This window comes from Paenibacillus sp. B46(2026) (genome assembly GCF_056786355.1).
On sequence record NZ_CM165907.1, the window covers coordinates 3,825,583 to 3,841,765 of the forward strand.

At 47.1% G+C, this 16,183-nt stretch carries 14 protein-coding genes; 4 read left to right on the forward strand and 10 right to left on the reverse strand.

What is annotated here, in order from left to right:
- Window positions 1-53 precede the first annotated feature (53 nt).
- Window positions 54-1,070, forward strand: coding sequence for a LacI family DNA-binding transcriptional regulator (locus tag AC1S8V_RS17010; protein WP_482070027.1), 1,017 nt, complete (start codon window positions 54-56; stop codon window positions 1,068-1,070).
- 220 nt (window positions 1,071-1,290) lie between these two features.
- Here AC1S8V_RS17010 and AC1S8V_RS17015 read toward each other — a convergent pair whose 3' ends face one another.
- Genes AC1S8V_RS17015 through AC1S8V_RS17025 form a run of 3 tightly spaced genes read right to left on the reverse strand, consistent with a single transcriptional unit; the run spans window position 1,291 to window position 3,942 of the window.
- Window positions 1,291-2,184, reverse strand: a complete 894-nt coding sequence (locus AC1S8V_RS17015; RefSeq protein WP_482070028.1) for an NAD-dependent epimerase/dehydratase family protein — start codon at window positions 2,182-2,184, stop codon at window positions 1,291-1,293.
- Window positions 2,185-2,205: 21 nt separating this feature from the next.
- Window positions 2,206-2,931, reverse strand: a complete 726-nt coding sequence (locus AC1S8V_RS17020) for an SAM-dependent methyltransferase (protein WP_482070029.1) — start codon at window positions 2,929-2,931, stop codon at window positions 2,206-2,208.
- 30 nt (window positions 2,932-2,961) lie between these two features.
- Window positions 2,962-3,942: a Gfo/Idh/MocA family protein gene (locus AC1S8V_RS17025; protein WP_482070030.1), complete on the reverse strand. Its 981-nt coding sequence runs from the start codon at window positions 3,940-3,942 to the stop codon at window positions 2,962-2,964.
- Between the two features lie 192 nt (window positions 3,943-4,134).
- Between AC1S8V_RS17025 and AC1S8V_RS17030 the strand changes: the two genes are divergently transcribed.
- Together AC1S8V_RS17030 and AC1S8V_RS17035 are read left to right on the forward strand one after the other, a co-directional pair.
- On the forward strand, window positions 4,135-4,719 hold the full coding sequence (locus tag AC1S8V_RS17030; RefSeq protein WP_482070031.1) for a bifunctional transcriptional activator/DNA repair enzyme AdaA: 585 nt from the start codon (window positions 4,135-4,137) through the stop codon (window positions 4,717-4,719).
- A complete protein-coding gene (locus tag AC1S8V_RS17035) occupies window positions 4,716-5,534 on the forward strand; it encodes an SPL family radical SAM protein (RefSeq protein WP_482070032.1) in 819 nt (272 codons plus the stop codon). The genes AC1S8V_RS17030 and AC1S8V_RS17035 overlap by 4 nt, the downstream gene beginning before the upstream one ends.
- 169 nt (window positions 5,535-5,703) lie before the next feature.
- On the opposite strand, the gene AC1S8V_RS17040 is transcribed toward AC1S8V_RS17035, so the two are convergent.
- The 6 genes from AC1S8V_RS17040 to paiA form a co-directional block, all read right to left on the reverse strand.
- Entirely contained in the window at window positions 5,704-6,810 is a 1,107-nt protein-coding gene (locus AC1S8V_RS17040) for a Gfo/Idh/MocA family protein (RefSeq protein WP_482070033.1), read from the reverse strand.
- A gap of 96 nt (window positions 6,811-6,906) precedes the next feature.
- On the reverse strand, window positions 6,907-7,632 hold the full coding sequence (locus AC1S8V_RS17045; RefSeq protein WP_074095386.1) for a ThuA domain-containing protein: 726 nt from the start codon (window positions 7,630-7,632) through the stop codon (window positions 6,907-6,909).
- A gap of 70 nt (window positions 7,633-7,702) precedes the next feature.
- Window positions 7,703-8,875, reverse strand: coding sequence for a Gfo/Idh/MocA family protein (locus tag AC1S8V_RS17050; protein ID WP_482070034.1), 1,173 nt, complete (start codon window positions 8,873-8,875; stop codon window positions 7,703-7,705).
- Between the two features lie 54 nt (window positions 8,876-8,929).
- A complete protein-coding gene (locus AC1S8V_RS17055; protein ID WP_482070035.1) occupies window positions 8,930-9,979 on the reverse strand; it encodes a LacI family DNA-binding transcriptional regulator in 1,050 nt (349 codons plus the stop codon).
- Between the two features lie 406 nt (window positions 9,980-10,385).
- Complete coding sequence (gene glpX / locus AC1S8V_RS17060; protein ID WP_347398290.1) at window positions 10,386-11,468, reverse strand: class II fructose-bisphosphatase; 1,083 nt, start codon at window positions 11,466-11,468, stop codon at window positions 10,386-10,388.
- 691 nt (window positions 11,469-12,159) lie between these two features.
- Window positions 12,160-12,678 carry a spermidine/spermine N(1)-acetyltransferase gene (gene paiA / locus AC1S8V_RS17065; protein ID WP_482070036.1) on the reverse strand — a complete coding sequence of 173 codons (519 nt, stop codon included), beginning with the start codon at window positions 12,676-12,678 and terminating at the stop codon, window positions 12,160-12,162.
- Window positions 12,679-12,800: 122 nt separating this feature from the next.
- Here paiA and AC1S8V_RS17070 point away from each other — a divergent pair, with 122 nt between their 5' ends.
- The gene (locus AC1S8V_RS17070; RefSeq protein ID WP_482070037.1) at window positions 12,801-13,445 is read left to right on the forward strand and encodes a YczE/YyaS/YitT family protein; all 645 of its coding nucleotides are present in this window, start codon (window positions 12,801-12,803) and stop codon (window positions 13,443-13,445) included.
- Between the two features lie 81 nt (window positions 13,446-13,526).
- On the opposite strand, the gene AC1S8V_RS17075 is transcribed toward AC1S8V_RS17070, so the two are convergent.
- The gene (locus AC1S8V_RS17075) at window positions 13,527-16,106 is read right to left on the reverse strand and encodes a glycosyl hydrolase (protein WP_482070038.1); all 2,580 of its coding nucleotides are present in this window, start codon (window positions 16,104-16,106) and stop codon (window positions 13,527-13,529) included.
- Window positions 16,107-16,183: the final 77 nt, after the last annotated feature.

Below are 16,183 nucleotides of genomic sequence, written 5' to 3' on the forward strand. Positions count from 1 at the left end.
TTGGCATTATCCTATAGAATGGTAAGACTATGTTGCGGAAAGGTTAGATTCTAATGATTACCATTTACGATATTGCCAAAAAAGCCAACGTCTCCGCCATGACGGTATCCAAGGTCATTAATCATACAGGCCGCATAAGTTCCGCGACACGTGAACGTGTGCAACAGGTGATCGACGAACTGGGTTACATCCCGAACTCCAATGCACGCAGCCTTGTGCTTCAACGAACCCAGATGCTCTCCCTGCTTATTACGGATATTACCAACCCTTTTTATACAACACTGGCGCGTGGTGCTGAAGATGCAGCCCATCTTCGTGGGTACCGTCTTTTATTCGGCAATAGTGACGAGGATTACAATAAGGAAAAGGATTATGTAGATGCGATTCTGTCTACTCGTGTGGATGGTGTACTCTTTGCCCCAGCGGGAGATCGTTCTCTCCCTCATCTGAAACAGTTGCAGGAACGTCACATTCCGTTTGTCTTTCTGGACCGTACCGTACCTGGCATTACGTCAGATATCATTGCCGGAGATAGCCGGGAAGGTGCAATTGAACTGATCCGATATCTGGTGCAATTGGGGCACCGGCGCATTGCACTGGTCAATGGTTCGTCGGAGGTTTCTACCGCCAGACTGCGGGAGGAAGGTTATATAGCGGGTTTACGTGAGGCCGGAGCTGATATTGATCCCGAGCTTGTGCTTCGAACCGGGTACCGGGATTTCAGCGATGAAGAGGGACTGGATCGACTACTCACTCAACCGAATCAACCAACAGCCATTTTTGCCGCTAACAACATGCTGGCGATTGGGGTCATTCGGCTTTTGCGCAAACGAGGACTACGTGTGCCAGAAGACATCTCCGTCGTGTGTTTCGACGATCTGGATCTGGCTTCTGCTTTTGATCCTTTCCTGACTGTAGCTGCACAGCCAGCATATGACTTTGGGTTTCAGGGAGTACAGATGCTGATTGACCGAATTGAGGGTAAGACCCCTTCCGAAGCCCAAACCGTCATTCTACCTTCAGAACTGCGCATACGGGCTTCAGCTACTGCTCCACGTGAGCAAAAATAGAGTTAAGCGCGTGAGTTGACTAAATATTATCGTGTTAAATGATTAGTCCCACTTATCTAGATTAGGTTCAATTCAGATTTAAAAAATGTAAAACAAGAACAGGGTGCACCGGAGATTACGCTCTGGCTGCACCCTGTTTTACATTCATTCGTTGAAAAGATCAGTTCGTTCGAACCGATTTGCCCATCTGGTTTATTTCAGTTCCATCCGAGCCGATATTCTACCGCTCCGACTGTAATGCAAGAGCGACCTCACGAACGAGTCCCGGGAACCAGTCCATTAGAGCTTCGAACGTATATCCCGCTTGCTCTGCCTTGGTCGTCTCCATCGTCCATGATTGCTCGATCCCGAAGGGTGACATGTCCTCTTTCACAGTTTCCGTGAGGATCTGGGACTGCATGCCCGTGACCGTCTCGATCAGATGTATCATGGCTGACAGCGTAATCGCCCCCTTGGAAGCTGCATTCACCGGACCGATAATGGACGAATGTCCAAGCCACGCGAGGAACCTTGCCGCTTCGGTGGAATTGATAAATCCAATCTCCGCATCCGGATTTGGCATGCCGATCGGTTTTCCTTTTTGCACATGTTCAATATGAAAATGAAGTCTTCTCGTATAATCATCAATCCCGAGTACAATGGGAATACGCATCGCCACAACCGGGAAATTCGCTTCCTGGAAGAATACAGCCTCCGCAAGCCGTTTGCCTTCTCCATATGAAAAATCCTCAGCACTCCCATACTGCAATGGATATGTATACGGGTCAAAATCCGTTTCCTTAAATCCAGGTCTGGGGTCGCCGTACACCGAGAGTGTGGATGTCAGAACGTATCTTTTGGTGCGTCCTGCAAAAGCTTCACATGCCGCTTTCGCCGCATCAGGTGAATAACAGATATTGTCGTACACAACATCCCACATGTCTGTCTGCGCAACCTCTGCCAGAGATTCCGGGTCTTCACGATCCATCTTGATTCGGTTCACTTCGGATCCAAAGTCGACATCCGTTTTACCACGAGTTGCGACTGTGATCTGAGACTTCCCTTCCCACAGCAAGTGATCCACGAGACGTTTGCCGAAAAAACGTGTACCCCCAAGTATAAGTACTTTATTCATCCGAAAAACCTCCTATCTTGTTCAATTATGTTTAACAATATGAAGCATGGTGTGCGCATTCCGTTGAAACTCATATGAAGTTGGTTCTTCGGATACCGTGCACCCACGCTCTTCGAGTATTAATTTTAATTCATCCATGTGCTTGTAACGTTCGCCAGACAGATCAACTGTTGGAAAAATGCGAACCTCTCGTTTGGTCACACGCAGCAGCTCCATTACGGTTGCAACATGAAAATCAACGTCCAATCGATCCGCATACGTAAACAGGAAATGGGCGGATAACGTCAGATCGAATTGTTCGTCGGCAAAGGGTAGATCCGGGAGCATAGACGCCACATAACGGTCAGGAAACATTTTCATATCTGCGATGCAATCTGTGATGGCACGAGTTCGCTCTTCCTTTAACCCCTGGATTGATCCAAATTGATCCCACACATATATGCTTTGCACAGGTTCCATCTGTTTCATCGTATGCTCAATGTCCTGAAATCCCTTTACCTCAAGCTCGTCGATCTCATATTCGTAGGCCATATCCACAGCCACGGGATCAGCACCCAACTTGCGCGCCTGGCTACTGAACGAACACGCTCCGCCGGGACAATCCAGAATGGTCCTGCCTGTAAGATCCTCCACCGTTAAGTTGAACATCTTCATATATTCCTGGAATGTTCTTCCTATGAAAACAATCTGTGTCAGTTCCAAACCACCCGAATCATTGGACCGGTTGCTCTGCTCATCTCTGCTCATCTCGTCTCAGCTTCCTTTCCAATTCTTGAATCAATCGTTAGGGAATACCAGGCCAATCTGTTTCCGGATCTGATCCATGACCTGCATCGTAACATAGGAACGTTCAAACGTGTTCATGTCGGATTCCTTTTTGCCTTCCTGAACCAGATTCACGAACTCCTCCACTTCATAATACATCGCCGGATGGTTTTGTTCGACTGTGAGCTGCTCCACCGTACCGTCATTGTAACGTATCTCTGCATGTTCAGGGGAACCAATCTTGTCAATGATGATGCTGCCCAATTCCCCCATGATTTCGCTTGGGACATGAGAGTTGGAGATTTTGGAATATGTAACAACTGCATCCATGCCATCATAATCCAGAAGCACACTGCCTTGCCCATCCACGCCTGATTCCAGCATCATCGCCTGGGACTGAACCCGATTAGGTGCACCGAACAATGTAATCAACGGATAGAGACAATATACACCGAGATCCATTAACGCGCCATTAGCGAGTTCAGGCTTGAACGCGTTCAGGACGATCCCTTCTTTGTACTTGTCGTAACGCGAAGAATACTGAGAGTATCCTGCTACGTATTTGCGGACCGGACCGATTTTGTGCAGAGTGGACTGCACCATTTTGAATTGGGGAACAAGGGTAGACTTCATCGCTTCCATGAGCAAAACCTCGTGTTCACGTGCTGTATCGATCATGCTCCGAACTTCGGCGCTATTTGCAGCCAGCGGCTTCTCACACAATACATGTTTACCGTTTCTCAGAAAAAGCTCTGCCTGTTCCGCATGAACCGTATTCGGTGTTGCGATGTAAACTGCATCGATCACATCACTTGCCGCCAACTCTTCCAGATCGGTGAAGCGGTGTTCAACATCATATTTATCTGCAAATGCATTAGCCTTTTCTTCAGTTCTTGAATACACGGCGGTTAATTTGAATCCTTCAACCTGTGCTGCGGCTTCCAGAAGCCTTTCCGTAATCCAGTTGGTACCCACTACGCCAAAACGAACCATGCCTACCTACCTCTTTCATCTATAAAATTCATTGGAGCTATAACTAGCTCTCCATCCTGTTATATTGTAGCTCATATTGCGTTCAGATTGAAGGAAGGAGCCATATCCCCAAATATTGATATCTTGCTTTTTAAGTTAAAACTTCGTCAATCCCTTCGAATCAAGGGTATAATTAGAGGTGAGGTGATCAACGTGGGAAGTCCAGATCAAGATACCATACTGCCCGAATCTATAGATGAAAAATACTGGCATGCCATCATCCACAACGATAATTCTTATGATGGAACGTTCTTTTACGGTGTGCAAACAACGGGTATCTTTTGCCGACCTTCCTGTAAGTCCAGAGCACCCAAAGCTGAAAATGTGCTGATATTTCAACATGTTGAAGAAGCATTGACACGAAAGTTCAGACCCTGCAAACGATGTAAGCCAACAGGCGAGCGGGTACCTGATCAGGAGTGGATATACGGGATCACGGATTACATCGAACATCATTACGCCGAGCCTCTAACCCTGGAAGTCCTTGCCACCGTAAGTCATGGCAGTCCTTATCATCTGCATCGTGTGTTCAAGCGGATTACAGGCCGCACACCGGTTCAATATATTCAGGAAAAACGAATCACCGAAGCCCTGAAATTGCTTGAACATACCAGACTTACTGTCAACGATATTGGATGCCATGTCGGTATATCCAACTCAGCTTATTTCATTACTGTATTTCGCAAACATACAGGTCTCACACCTGCACATTACCGTGAAAGGCATGACAACTCATGAAGACCAACCTGTCTTACAAAGTACCCAAAACGTTAATGAACAAAGGAACAGGTTTCCTTCATGGCTATACACATACGCTGAATCCATACACAGGCTGCGCCTTCGGTTGTTCCTATTGTTATGTCAGACAGATGCCTGTCTCCCTCTTTCGCAAAGAGGATTGGGGAACGTGGGTTGATGTCAAACAAGAGGCTTCCCGAGTGTTCGCCAAAGAGTTGCAACATGCCCTGAAGAAAGGGAAGGTCACCCTGTTCATGTCATCCAGTACTGACCCGTATCAACCCGCCGAATACAAGGAGTGTATCACGCGTTCATTGCTTGAAACGATGGTACAGTATCCGCCAGATTTCGTCTTGGTCCAAACCCGCAGTCCACTGGTTACCCGCGATATAGATCTGTTCCAGCAGTTGGGCGATCGGGTTCGAGTCAGCATGACGGTGGAGACGGATCTGGACGATATGCGCAAGCATTTCAGTCCTTCTGCTCCCCCGATCGCGGGCCGATTACGTGCACTGGAACAATTGCGGGATGCCGGAATAGCCACACAGGTTGCGATTGCTCCCGTATTACCCAGCAGTGAACAGTTTGCAGCTATCTTGAGACCTCTGGTTCGGCGCGTATGCATTGACGATTATTTCATGGGCGATGGCAGTGAGGGCAAGCGCACCCGGCGACTCGGCATGGAGTCGCTCTATCAGCAAGTGGGCATGGAGCATTGGTATCATCCCGATTCGTATCAGACTGTCGTTCAGCGGATGAAAGACTATTTTGCCGAGGATGAGATCTGGATCAGTCAGGCGGGATTTGAGCCCTAAATGGCTATATAAGTTGAACTAAAGAATATTTACACTAGACACTCCAATGACAGAACAACCTTCCGATCGCTGTTATCCCCAGATTTTTTTGATTTAATAAAAAACAGCCCCTTTCCTGGTTTGAAGGAAAAGGGGCTGTTCGTCATGACATAAGCCATAATGGCTATCTTTACTTATCCAATGTATACAATGGCAGATCCACAGGCAATGCAGCCGGGCGCTGACACGAACTTTTCATCTGGTAGAATGTCTGTTCATCTGATGAATCGTGGAATGCCCACATGGCCTCAAGAACATGGTATGCCAGTTCCCCACTCGCCCGATGTGCACGTCCGCTATGCGCTGCATAGGCCATATCTGCCACACCGATGCCGCGTGTATTCTCCTGGTACCCTGGGAGAAGCGGAACTTCCGTCCATTCATGTTCACCCAGCAAACGGTAACGAACGGGACCGCCGAAGGTATTGGGGTCAGGTACCTGCAATGTACCGTGCGTGCCATATATCTCAATCGGTGGCAATGTACTTCCGCCAAATACGTCAAAGCTCGTAATCAGTGTGCCAATGGCTCCCTGTTCAAACTGTAACAGACCGGTAACGTGAGTTGGAATTTCGACGGGAACCGTCTGTCCTCTCTTTTTCTCACTCGTAATCGTCCGCTCTTCCATGGCTTTACCCGTCATGCCTGCGATCGACTTGATCGGTCCCATCAGTTGGATCAATGCCGTAAGGTAGTACGGACCCATGTCAAACATTGGTCCACCGCCAGAGGCGTAATAAAACTCCGGATCGGGATGCCAGTGCTCATGACCACGGCTCATCATAAATGCGGTCGCCGCCACCGGCTTGCCGATTACCCCTTCCTCCACCAATTGAAGTGAAGTCTGAATGCCTGAACCAAAGAACGTCTCTGGCGCGCAGCCCACGAGCAGTCCCTTACGCTTTGCTGTTTCGAGCACGGCCAGCCCTTCTTCACGGGTAACAGCGAGCGGTTTTTCTACATAAACATGTTTGCCAGATTCAAGTGCCCGCAAGCATACATCCGCATGAACGGAAGGAATGGTCAGGTTGATGATCAGCTCAATCTCGGGATCAGCCAAGATTTCGTCGACGCTGTATACGTTAGGCACATTATAGGCTGCTGCCTGCTCCTCGGCACGTTTCCGGTCGAGATCCGCAACAGCAACCAGTTCCAGCACCTCGAACCGGTGACAGTTTTCCATATAAATACCGCTGATTTTACCGCAGCCAATAATGCCTACTTTCATTGTTTTCATGCCTGGGGCTCCCTTCGCCGTGGATCAGAAATGGTTTATCCATTGAGGATGAATGGTTAACACTGAAGTTACGTTTGCAATCAAACTACAATCTCATTAGTTCTGGTTGTCCGCCATACCTGTGTACACTTCGGTTGCTGCACTTACTCGACTCTTGGCAAGTTCTTTGCCTGCTGCTGTCCATTTGAAGCCACTGCGCATCATTTCAGTTACGGGTTTCATGTCCACAATGTCCGCATGGTGTCCCAATGAGTTGTAAAATACCCGCCCTGCGCCCCATCGTTTCGTCCAGACAACAGGCATATCTACGGGTCCATTCGCTGCATGCGGACCAGTCACCACTGGGAAACGAGTTGTTGCCAGCACTTCCACTGCCGGGTCTACGTGCAGGTAGTACTGTTCGCTTTTCACCTGAAAATCTTCAATATGATCCAATAACGGGCTAGAGCCACGCTTCATGTTCACCATATATTCCACACCATCGTTACCTGGATGAGCAACCCATTGTCCACCCGTCATAAACTGCCAGTCCACGTTATTTCGGAAAGCATCACACATCCCGCCATGAAGACCAGCCAAGCCCACACCGCTCTGAACAGCCGCTGATACGTTATTGACCAGTTCTTGCTCAATCTGTCCCATCGTCCACAATGGAACGATCAGATCCAGACCCAGCAGCTTCTCTGCATCCGCATAAGACTCCAACGTATTCGAGACTTCAACCTCAAACTGCTCTTCCTTCAAAATACGCTCAAAAATCGCTGCTACCTGCTCCGGTTCATGTCCATCCCAGCCGCCCCATACAATCAGTGCTTTGCTCATCGTTTATTCACTCGCTTTCGACTAGTTTAGTTGTGTTCAACCCTATTCCTGACGTCACTGTCTTATTTGCTCACATCTCTTCAAGTGTCACCCAGCGCCGTTCTGTCACCGAACGTTCTACAGCTTCAAGTACAGCCTGACAAGCGACCCCATCATGGAAACTTGGTGATGGTTGTCGTCCTTCAGAGATCGCTGTCACCAGCTCCAGCATTTCATGGGTGAACGTGTGCTCGAATCCAATCGTATGCCCGGCAGGCCACCAGGCTTCAGCATATTTATGTGCAGGATCGGTCGCGAGTACACGACGGAACCCCTGTACATCCTCTTCATCCTTTGTAAAATACACTTCCAATTCGTTCATCCGTTCAAAATCAAATCGGACACTGCCGAGACTGCCGTTAATCTCAAACGAGTTCGTACTACGATGCCCCGCTGCAAAGCGTGTAGCCTCGAAGCTGCCCAGCGCACCTCCTGCGAATCGTGCCAGGAACAGCGTAGCGTCGTCGACGGTTACTTCTCCTTTCGGTGCATCCGCATTTGAACTGCCCTTTGCACTCAGCCCAGTCATCTCGGCTGCAAGTGGTCGTTCTTTGATGAATGTTTCGCTCATGCCGATGACTTCCTGGAATTCACCAACGAGGAAACGAGCCAGATCGATTAAATGCGCGCCCAGATCCCCATGGGAACCAGAGCCAGCCACTTCTTTTTGCAGACGCCATACCAGCGGGAACAAAGGGTCTATGATCCAGTCCTGAAGGAAAAACGCACGGAAATGATAGATCTTACCCAGTCGTCCGCTCTCGACCAGATCCTTGGCTAATTGCACCGCTGGTGAGAAACGGTAGTTGAACCCGACCATATGGGCGACTCCAGCATCCTCTGCTGCCTGAAGCATCTCACGCGAATCCGCGAGCGACAGGGCCAGTGGTTTCTCACAGAACAGATGTTTGCCCTGACGGGCTGCCTCCAGCGCAATTTCCTTATGGGCATCACTTGGCGTGTTAATATCAATCAGATCGATATCATCTCGTTTCACCAGTTCGCGCCAATCCGTTACGCTTTCAGACCAACCAAATTGGTTCGCTGCCTCCTGTACTCCCTGCTCGTTACGACCACAGATTACAGACATCTCAGGCTGCAGCGGAGCAGACGGGAAGAACATTGGCAGACTGCGATAGGCGTTGCTGTGGGCCTTCCCCATAAACTTGTATCCAACCATTCCGACACGAAGACGATTTGACATGGTCATTTCCTCCTTTTGGAATATAAGTAGTCTTTCAATATGTGCACCATTTAACTATTGATGAATAGAAGAAGCACGGATGATCAGTTCGGTAGGCAACAACGCTCTTGCTGATTCGTTTACCGCTACAACAGAGTTATTCGCTTTATGTGTGTCACCCACAGACCCATGCATAAGCTTCGATGCTGCAAGTTCACCCATCTCAAAAAATGGAACCCTGACGCTGCTCAGCGGCGGAACCGCCATCTCAGCGGCATCGGAGTCGTCATAACCCACAAATGCCGGAAAATCCGCAGACCCTATTCCTCGCTCACGCAAACCATGCATGACTCCAATTGCCATCCGGTCATTGGCTGCAAATACAGCGTCGATCTCATGTAACCGATCTGCTACAATCGCTGCCGCCTCAATGCCGCTTCGTCTGCTGTAATTTCCCTCAAGTAATAGGCTCGGGTCCAGCTCCATCCCCGCTTCTTGCAGACCTAGACGGACACCTTCCATTCGCTCCTGGCTGTTGGAATAGCTGTCCGGACCATTGAGAAAAGCGATTTTGCGATATCCCTGATCCGTAAGATGACGTATGGCAAGCCTGCTTCCTTCCACATGATCCGCATCCACTTCCGTGAACGATTGGCCCTCAAAATGCTGATTCATGACACAGAATGGGTGACCTTCCTGGTGAAGCTGCTGCATGGCCGCCAGTTCTTCATGATCATCTCTGGCACCAAGGATAATGCAGGCGTCCACTTTCTGACGCCGGAACAGATCTGTATAATTCATCACTTCACCGGGTGTTCGGAACATAACCAGCAGGTCCATGCTATTGTCTCTGGCTTTGCTTCCAATCCCACTGAGCATTTCCGAGAAAAAATACGCCGAGAACAGATGCGCCTTCGGAACATAAGGTAATACCACGCCAAGGTTCCCGCTTTTACTTCTGGCAAAACTGCGAGCAAGAGCGCTGGGCACATAGCCTAACTGTTCGGAAGCTTCAAGAACCTTGCGGCGTGTCTCTTCTTTAATAGGGCCTACCCCATTAAGCACCCGGGAGACCGTCGCCTCGGAAACACCCGCAAGATCAGCCACTTCTTTACGAGATGCCATTAACTTCACCCCCTTCTATATAAGTTGAACTAAAAATTATTTACACTGACACTACGATGACAGAACAACCTTCCAATCGCTGTTATCCCCAGATTTTTTTCGATTCCCTTTTTCTAGAGGGGAAAATCCGGGGATAGCGTATGCTTCCGATGCAGCTTTCTTTCAGAAAGCTTTTAGGCGAACGCTTCGCTTTTTCAGGTTTTTTCTGTCCTCTCCGTTATCTTGTAAATGATTAGTTCAACATATATAGCTCATCAATAAATGATGTAATAATTAAAAATAAATATTTATGTACGCGCGTACATTTTCTCATGCCATGTAACCGTTGTCAATGCTTTTAACATAAAAAAGGATGAGGAATGGATTGACCCCATTCCCCATCCGTTCAGCAACTAATGAGGACCAATTACAACGTCGTTGTTACGCCTTGATCAACGGAGGATTGACTAAACTCAGCCTGTTCCATCGTTTTTACATGACTCGGAATACGATCCGAAGGTTCTGGCGTGGATTGCAGCTGTCTTACTTTGTGTAACACTTCTTTATTCGGCAGGAAGTGTTGGGAACGAATGAACCGAATCGTTTTGGTTTTGGCCCGCATGACAATCGAATCCGTCTCGGCCCGATCATCCGCCAGATACCTTACCCCTCCCAGAATCTCACCTGGCGTCACACCCGTAGCGGCAAAAATAACGTCCTCTGTGCCGATCATATCCTGCATCGTTAACACTTTGTACGGATTATCGATCCCCATCTGCAGGCAGCGCTGGAATTCGTCCGCGTTGGCAGGCATCAGGCGTCCTTGAATCTCGCCTCCGAGGCAAGACAAGGCAGCTGCAGCCAGTACACCTTCCGGTGCTCCTCCTGATCCGACATAGAGATCGATACCCGCCTCCGGGAAGGCCGGTGCCATCGCACCAGCAACATCGCCGTCACTGAGGAACTTAATCCGTACGCCAACCTTGCGCAGCGTCTTGATTGTGCTCTCATGTCGTACACGATCCAGAATCATCACCGTCAGATCCGAGATGTTTTTGTTCAATGCGGCAGCAGCTTTCTCCAGTGTGACTTCAACCGGGTCTTCGATACTGACCTTGCCTACAAGCGCAGGGCCGACCGCCAGTTTCTCCATGTACATGTCCGGTGCGTGGAGCAGGTTACCTTTTCCCGCCACTGCAATAACCGATAGAGCGTTGTTTAGTCCTTTGGCCACGATTTCTGTACCTTCGAGCGGGTCTACAGCCACGTCAACCTCAGGGCCCTCAGCGTTGCCCACTTCCTCGCCGATGTACAACATGGGTGCTTCATCCATTTCTCCTTCACCGATTACCACCGTGCCGCGAATAGACACGGAATCGAACATGGCGCGCATGGCCAAAGTAGCCGCTTCATCTGCACTGTTCTTGTCGCCTCGTCCCATCCAGGGTGCTGAAGCTAACGCAGCCAATTCTGTTACTCTGACAATTTCCAACGCCAGTTCGCGTTCCATTTTTCCCACTTCCTTTCCAGTTTCCAAAAGCATACCTTGAAAGCGGTACTAAATCCATCGCAAATCCATATGAAATTGATCTAAAATCAGCGTAGCAGCGCCTTTTTCACAAATTGTTCCTTATTTATCCAATTTATAATCAGGTTGATTTTGTACCTTCTTCCGGTTAGTTTTAGGAATCCAATCTAACTAATTTCTCAACTGAAATATTAATCTTAATTCCCACTTACCTTACAAAAATCCATATTGTTCAATTTATTGATTTTGGGTATTCATTTCACACATAATAAGTCTGTTAACATAGGGTATATACAACTTTAATGGTGAATATTAAGAACGTAATGGTCTCCGACTGACTACGAGCGAAAACGATTTTCGGTAGGCTCTGCATACGCAGGAATAAACTAATAAATTGTAATGATATGTGTTGAGATCAACCTGCTCCTTTCAATCTTATCGAGCTAAATTTGGATGTCATTTATGTATTAATCAGGCCTTTAGCTCTTTCTAATGCTATAGATACAGCTTATGAAGGTCATCGAAAATAATAAGTTTACATAATATTTGTTATGTATTAATTCTCATCAATTTCTTCGTTTTATTATTCAACGGTACTGGCAAAACATAAAAAAGCCCGAAAGAATTCTGCTCAATAGCATTTTTCTCCCAAGCTTTTCCCTCGATGATCCAGTTACAATATCGTTTTGGTCATTATAAAATCAATCTGTTTCTCATCTCCCATGTAAAAAGCATGAGCTCCTGTCTGTACAAACCCCATCTTTTCGTAAAATGCGATGGCATTTTCATTTTTCTCCCACACGCCTAACCAAATATTCGTCTTATGATGTTCAGTTGCCATCTCTATGGCTTTATGGAGCAACACCTTACCAAGCCCATGTTTTTGGAACTCTTTCTTAATGTATACCCGCTCGATTTCAAGGGATTCCTCCCCCATCTTCTCAGACTGAGCATCATTGATATTCACCTTCATGTAACCAGCTACTTGATTGTTGACATAAATAAAAAGAAATTGTGAATCCGCAATGGATAGCTCACTCTCTAATTGTCCCCGATTAAACGCCTTGTTCAGATAAACTTTCATATTTTCGGGCGAATTCTGCGCTTTAAACGTTTCATTAAAAGTCTCATAACTAATCTCCTGCAGTTCACACACATGTTCAACGGTACATCTCTCTATACGAATCGTCATCTATCATCACATTCCTTTAGCAAGTTAATCATTTGTTGCAAATGCAATCAAAAAGGGTTACATTGAATTTAACTCATTTTTGTTGTATTTGCAACAAAATATAAATGAAGAGGTTGAATGAATTGAAATATGTACTTTTTGTCGCAGGTATTCTAATCTTAACGCTTGGTATTTCCCTTACCATCCAATCTGAAATGGGTACCTCACCGTTTGACGCACTTCTGGTAGGGTTATCCCAACATGTAGGCCTAAGTGTAGGAAGCTGGGAAGTCATCATTGCTTTCCTGTTAATCGGATGTAATTCGCTTTTGAAGCAGCAAAAACCCGAATTTCTGGGGCTCGTCACCGCATTCATTACAGGTGTGGGGATTGATATATGGCTATATGTATCTGATTCCTTGATCGCACCCGAAGTTTGGTACAGCAAATTAATGACTTTTGTCATTGGTTTAGTAATCATAAGTATCGGCACAGCAATCTACTTACAGACTAATTTCGCACCCATTCCGATTGACCGCTTAACATTAATCCTGCATGAACTCACTCGAACTCCTTTATTTATATCGAGAACATTCATTTACCTTATATTTTTGATTCTGGCGTTTCTGCTCAATGGGCCGATCGGGCTTGGAACGTTGCTAACCGTATGTTTTGCAGGTCTACTCCTTCAGTTCATCATGGGCCATACGAAAAAGATAATAGATCGCATTTTAACAGACATGGATACATCGTCAAGCACTGAACATGAAAAAGAACATTCGGTCTAATCGGTGCACACCGTCTACATCATAAAAAGCTGGATCAGAGGTTTCAACCCTGATCCAGCTCATTAGACGTTCTTTCTACCTTTACGGCTCAATTCCCCATACCAGCTGACCATTCACATACCCGGTGACCTTATCATGGTTTGCAAACTGACTACCAGATGCCTTGAACGAGTAATCGTTAGTCTGGGTGTAATTCGACCAATTGTTTTTGGAAAACCGTGCTTGAACCTCTGCGCTCTGGCCTGCATTCAGTGTTCCTGCCGCACTTGTAAAGCCCACTTCCAGATAATGATCGGCTCCGACAACTGGAGTCGCAAGTTTAACGAATTGACTCGTTACATTCGCACTGCCCATACTGGCCCAGTCGGACCAGAAACTCTGAGCTTCTTCCCCGTCAATTGTATAGTAATACCGGAGTTTTACATCACTTAACGGAATAACCGAATTACCTGAGTTGACCAATTTGAACTTGGGTGAGACGCCGTTGGTGGATGCACTCGTATTGCCGTTAAACGCTTGGATCGTCAAATCCCCGGCAGGTACAGTAACCGTGCTGTCTACTACATTCACTGTAAGTACTGCGTTATTGCCTCCATTAAAGTGAAAGGTCAATACGTTCTGGCCCAGCGGCAGTATAGCAAGATAGGATTTGTTCAGAACGACAGCAGAGCTGGACGCTGTATAATTCTGACCTGATACAAGCGTAGCGTTCCCCTTCGTGATGCTTGTAAGCTGACGTCCGTTTAAGGTGAGGGATATGGAAAGATCCTGCGCTGGATTCGTCGCTTTATCGAATGTTGCATTCACAGGTGAAATCACAGCATTTGTACTCGGTGTTGAATCCACAATTTTGACTTTTAACACAGGGTCCTGGCCTTGATTAAAATCCAGTACAATCGAGTGCTCGCCAACCGGCAGTGTCGCCAGGTACGCTTTTTTTAGCAGTAATGTGCTTCCGTTCAAAGTATAGTCCGTCGTAGCGGTCAAGGCAGTGTTGCCTGCCCGGAGAGCTGTCAGCGTATTACCGTTTGCATTCACGGTTACGGCTTTGTCGCTTTGATTGGGTGTGTATTTGTCAAATTCGACGTTTCCAGGTGTGATGGATGCACTGGGGTTGGGATTGTTAACCTTTAAATTCGGCAGCTCATCCAACGTAATGACATAATCACTTTGATAAAGCGTTTTCAACGTTGCCGGGTAATTAAATGCATCACTCATCAGATGCTCTCCATACCAAGGACAGAAGTACAACCATCCTGATTTCTCCTCTGTCAGATTCTTCACGCTTGGAATCGTGTCGTTCTCCGTCATGGCTACCATTTTCGTGCCGTTCGTCAATTCAACAAGCTTATAGAAAATCGAGGTAATCGCATCCTCATTGGGTACGCCGGATAAACCGTCATAACGGTTGTAGATCGTATTGTATTTATCGTATCCAACAAGATCTACCTGATCATCGCCCGGATACCAGGCAGGAGAAGTACTGTATACATAACTGTTGTAGGTCCAGATCAGATTGTGCAAGCCATACGTCTCGGTAAGTTCGGTATACAGCAGATCCCATAGTTCTTTGTACACTTCTGCGCCTGCCGAAGCCCACCAGAACCATGCACCTTCCCCGTTCAGCCCGCCGTTGCCTTCTGCTTCATGATACGGACGGAACAGAACCGGCACGTTGTTGTCTTGCAAAATTAGCAATTGTTCTGCCAGATCCTCGATGGTCATCATCACATATTGATACTCTTTAGTACCGGGAATTACCGCATTTGCTGTATTAAAATTCGTTTCGGTTGGCTTGTACGTAGCTTCTTTCCAATCCACAAAGTCCCCGAGCTCATACGTATTGAAATTACGAGGTACATTGATATGCCAGGAAGCTGTTGCAATGCCTTCACGGTTATTCACCCAATCAATCATGCGATCGGTTGTACCGTCCTCCCAGCCATACAACGGATTATAGTTCATCAAGTCAAAACCGCGGATAGCCGGATACTTTCCGGTAAGATCATGAATCCATTCAAATTCAAGCTCCGAATCTCCGTCATTACCTCCTCCATAGATCTCTTGCTGACCAGAAATGATATTATTTCCGTATACCTCCGTTAAATAATTCATCAAAATTTGAGTTTCCGGTGTAGCTTGGGGATCAGTGAGAACCGGCTGCACATTCAGGGGATCCAGATCAGCATGATCCACTGTAAAAGTATCAAAATACGCGAAGCCCCAACCAGCTTTTAGCTCAATCGTGTTGGTACCCTGGTTCAGCTTATGAAAACCAAAATCAAAATTCGACCACGTTGTCGTGTAAGGCAGCATATACGCCCCCTTGGTAACACCATTCACGTTTAAATTTTGTGACCTGCCATCTGCACTGAGCTCCTGCATATATCGTGTGGAGATCGCGTACATGCCGGTTTCCGGGACAGTCACTGTGAAGGTTAATGTGCCGGAGTTCTGCATCCAGACAAATCCGTCCCCTGAGAATCCAGGCTTGGGTTGTCCATAGATTGAAGTGACCACTTGAAGATCCGGGGTGAGCTGCGCATCTTCGCTTTCGATGGTGAACAGTGGTGTGTCTGCATGAACGGGCGCTGTCATTAATCCAAGCAGTAGGGCTAATGCCAGCATCATTGCGGTTGCCTTTCTGAGCAAATTTTTCATCAATTCCATCTTCCTTTCCCAAGTGAAATATGATAATGAAATGTCAATGAACCCATTCATGATGGCGCTTTCATTGT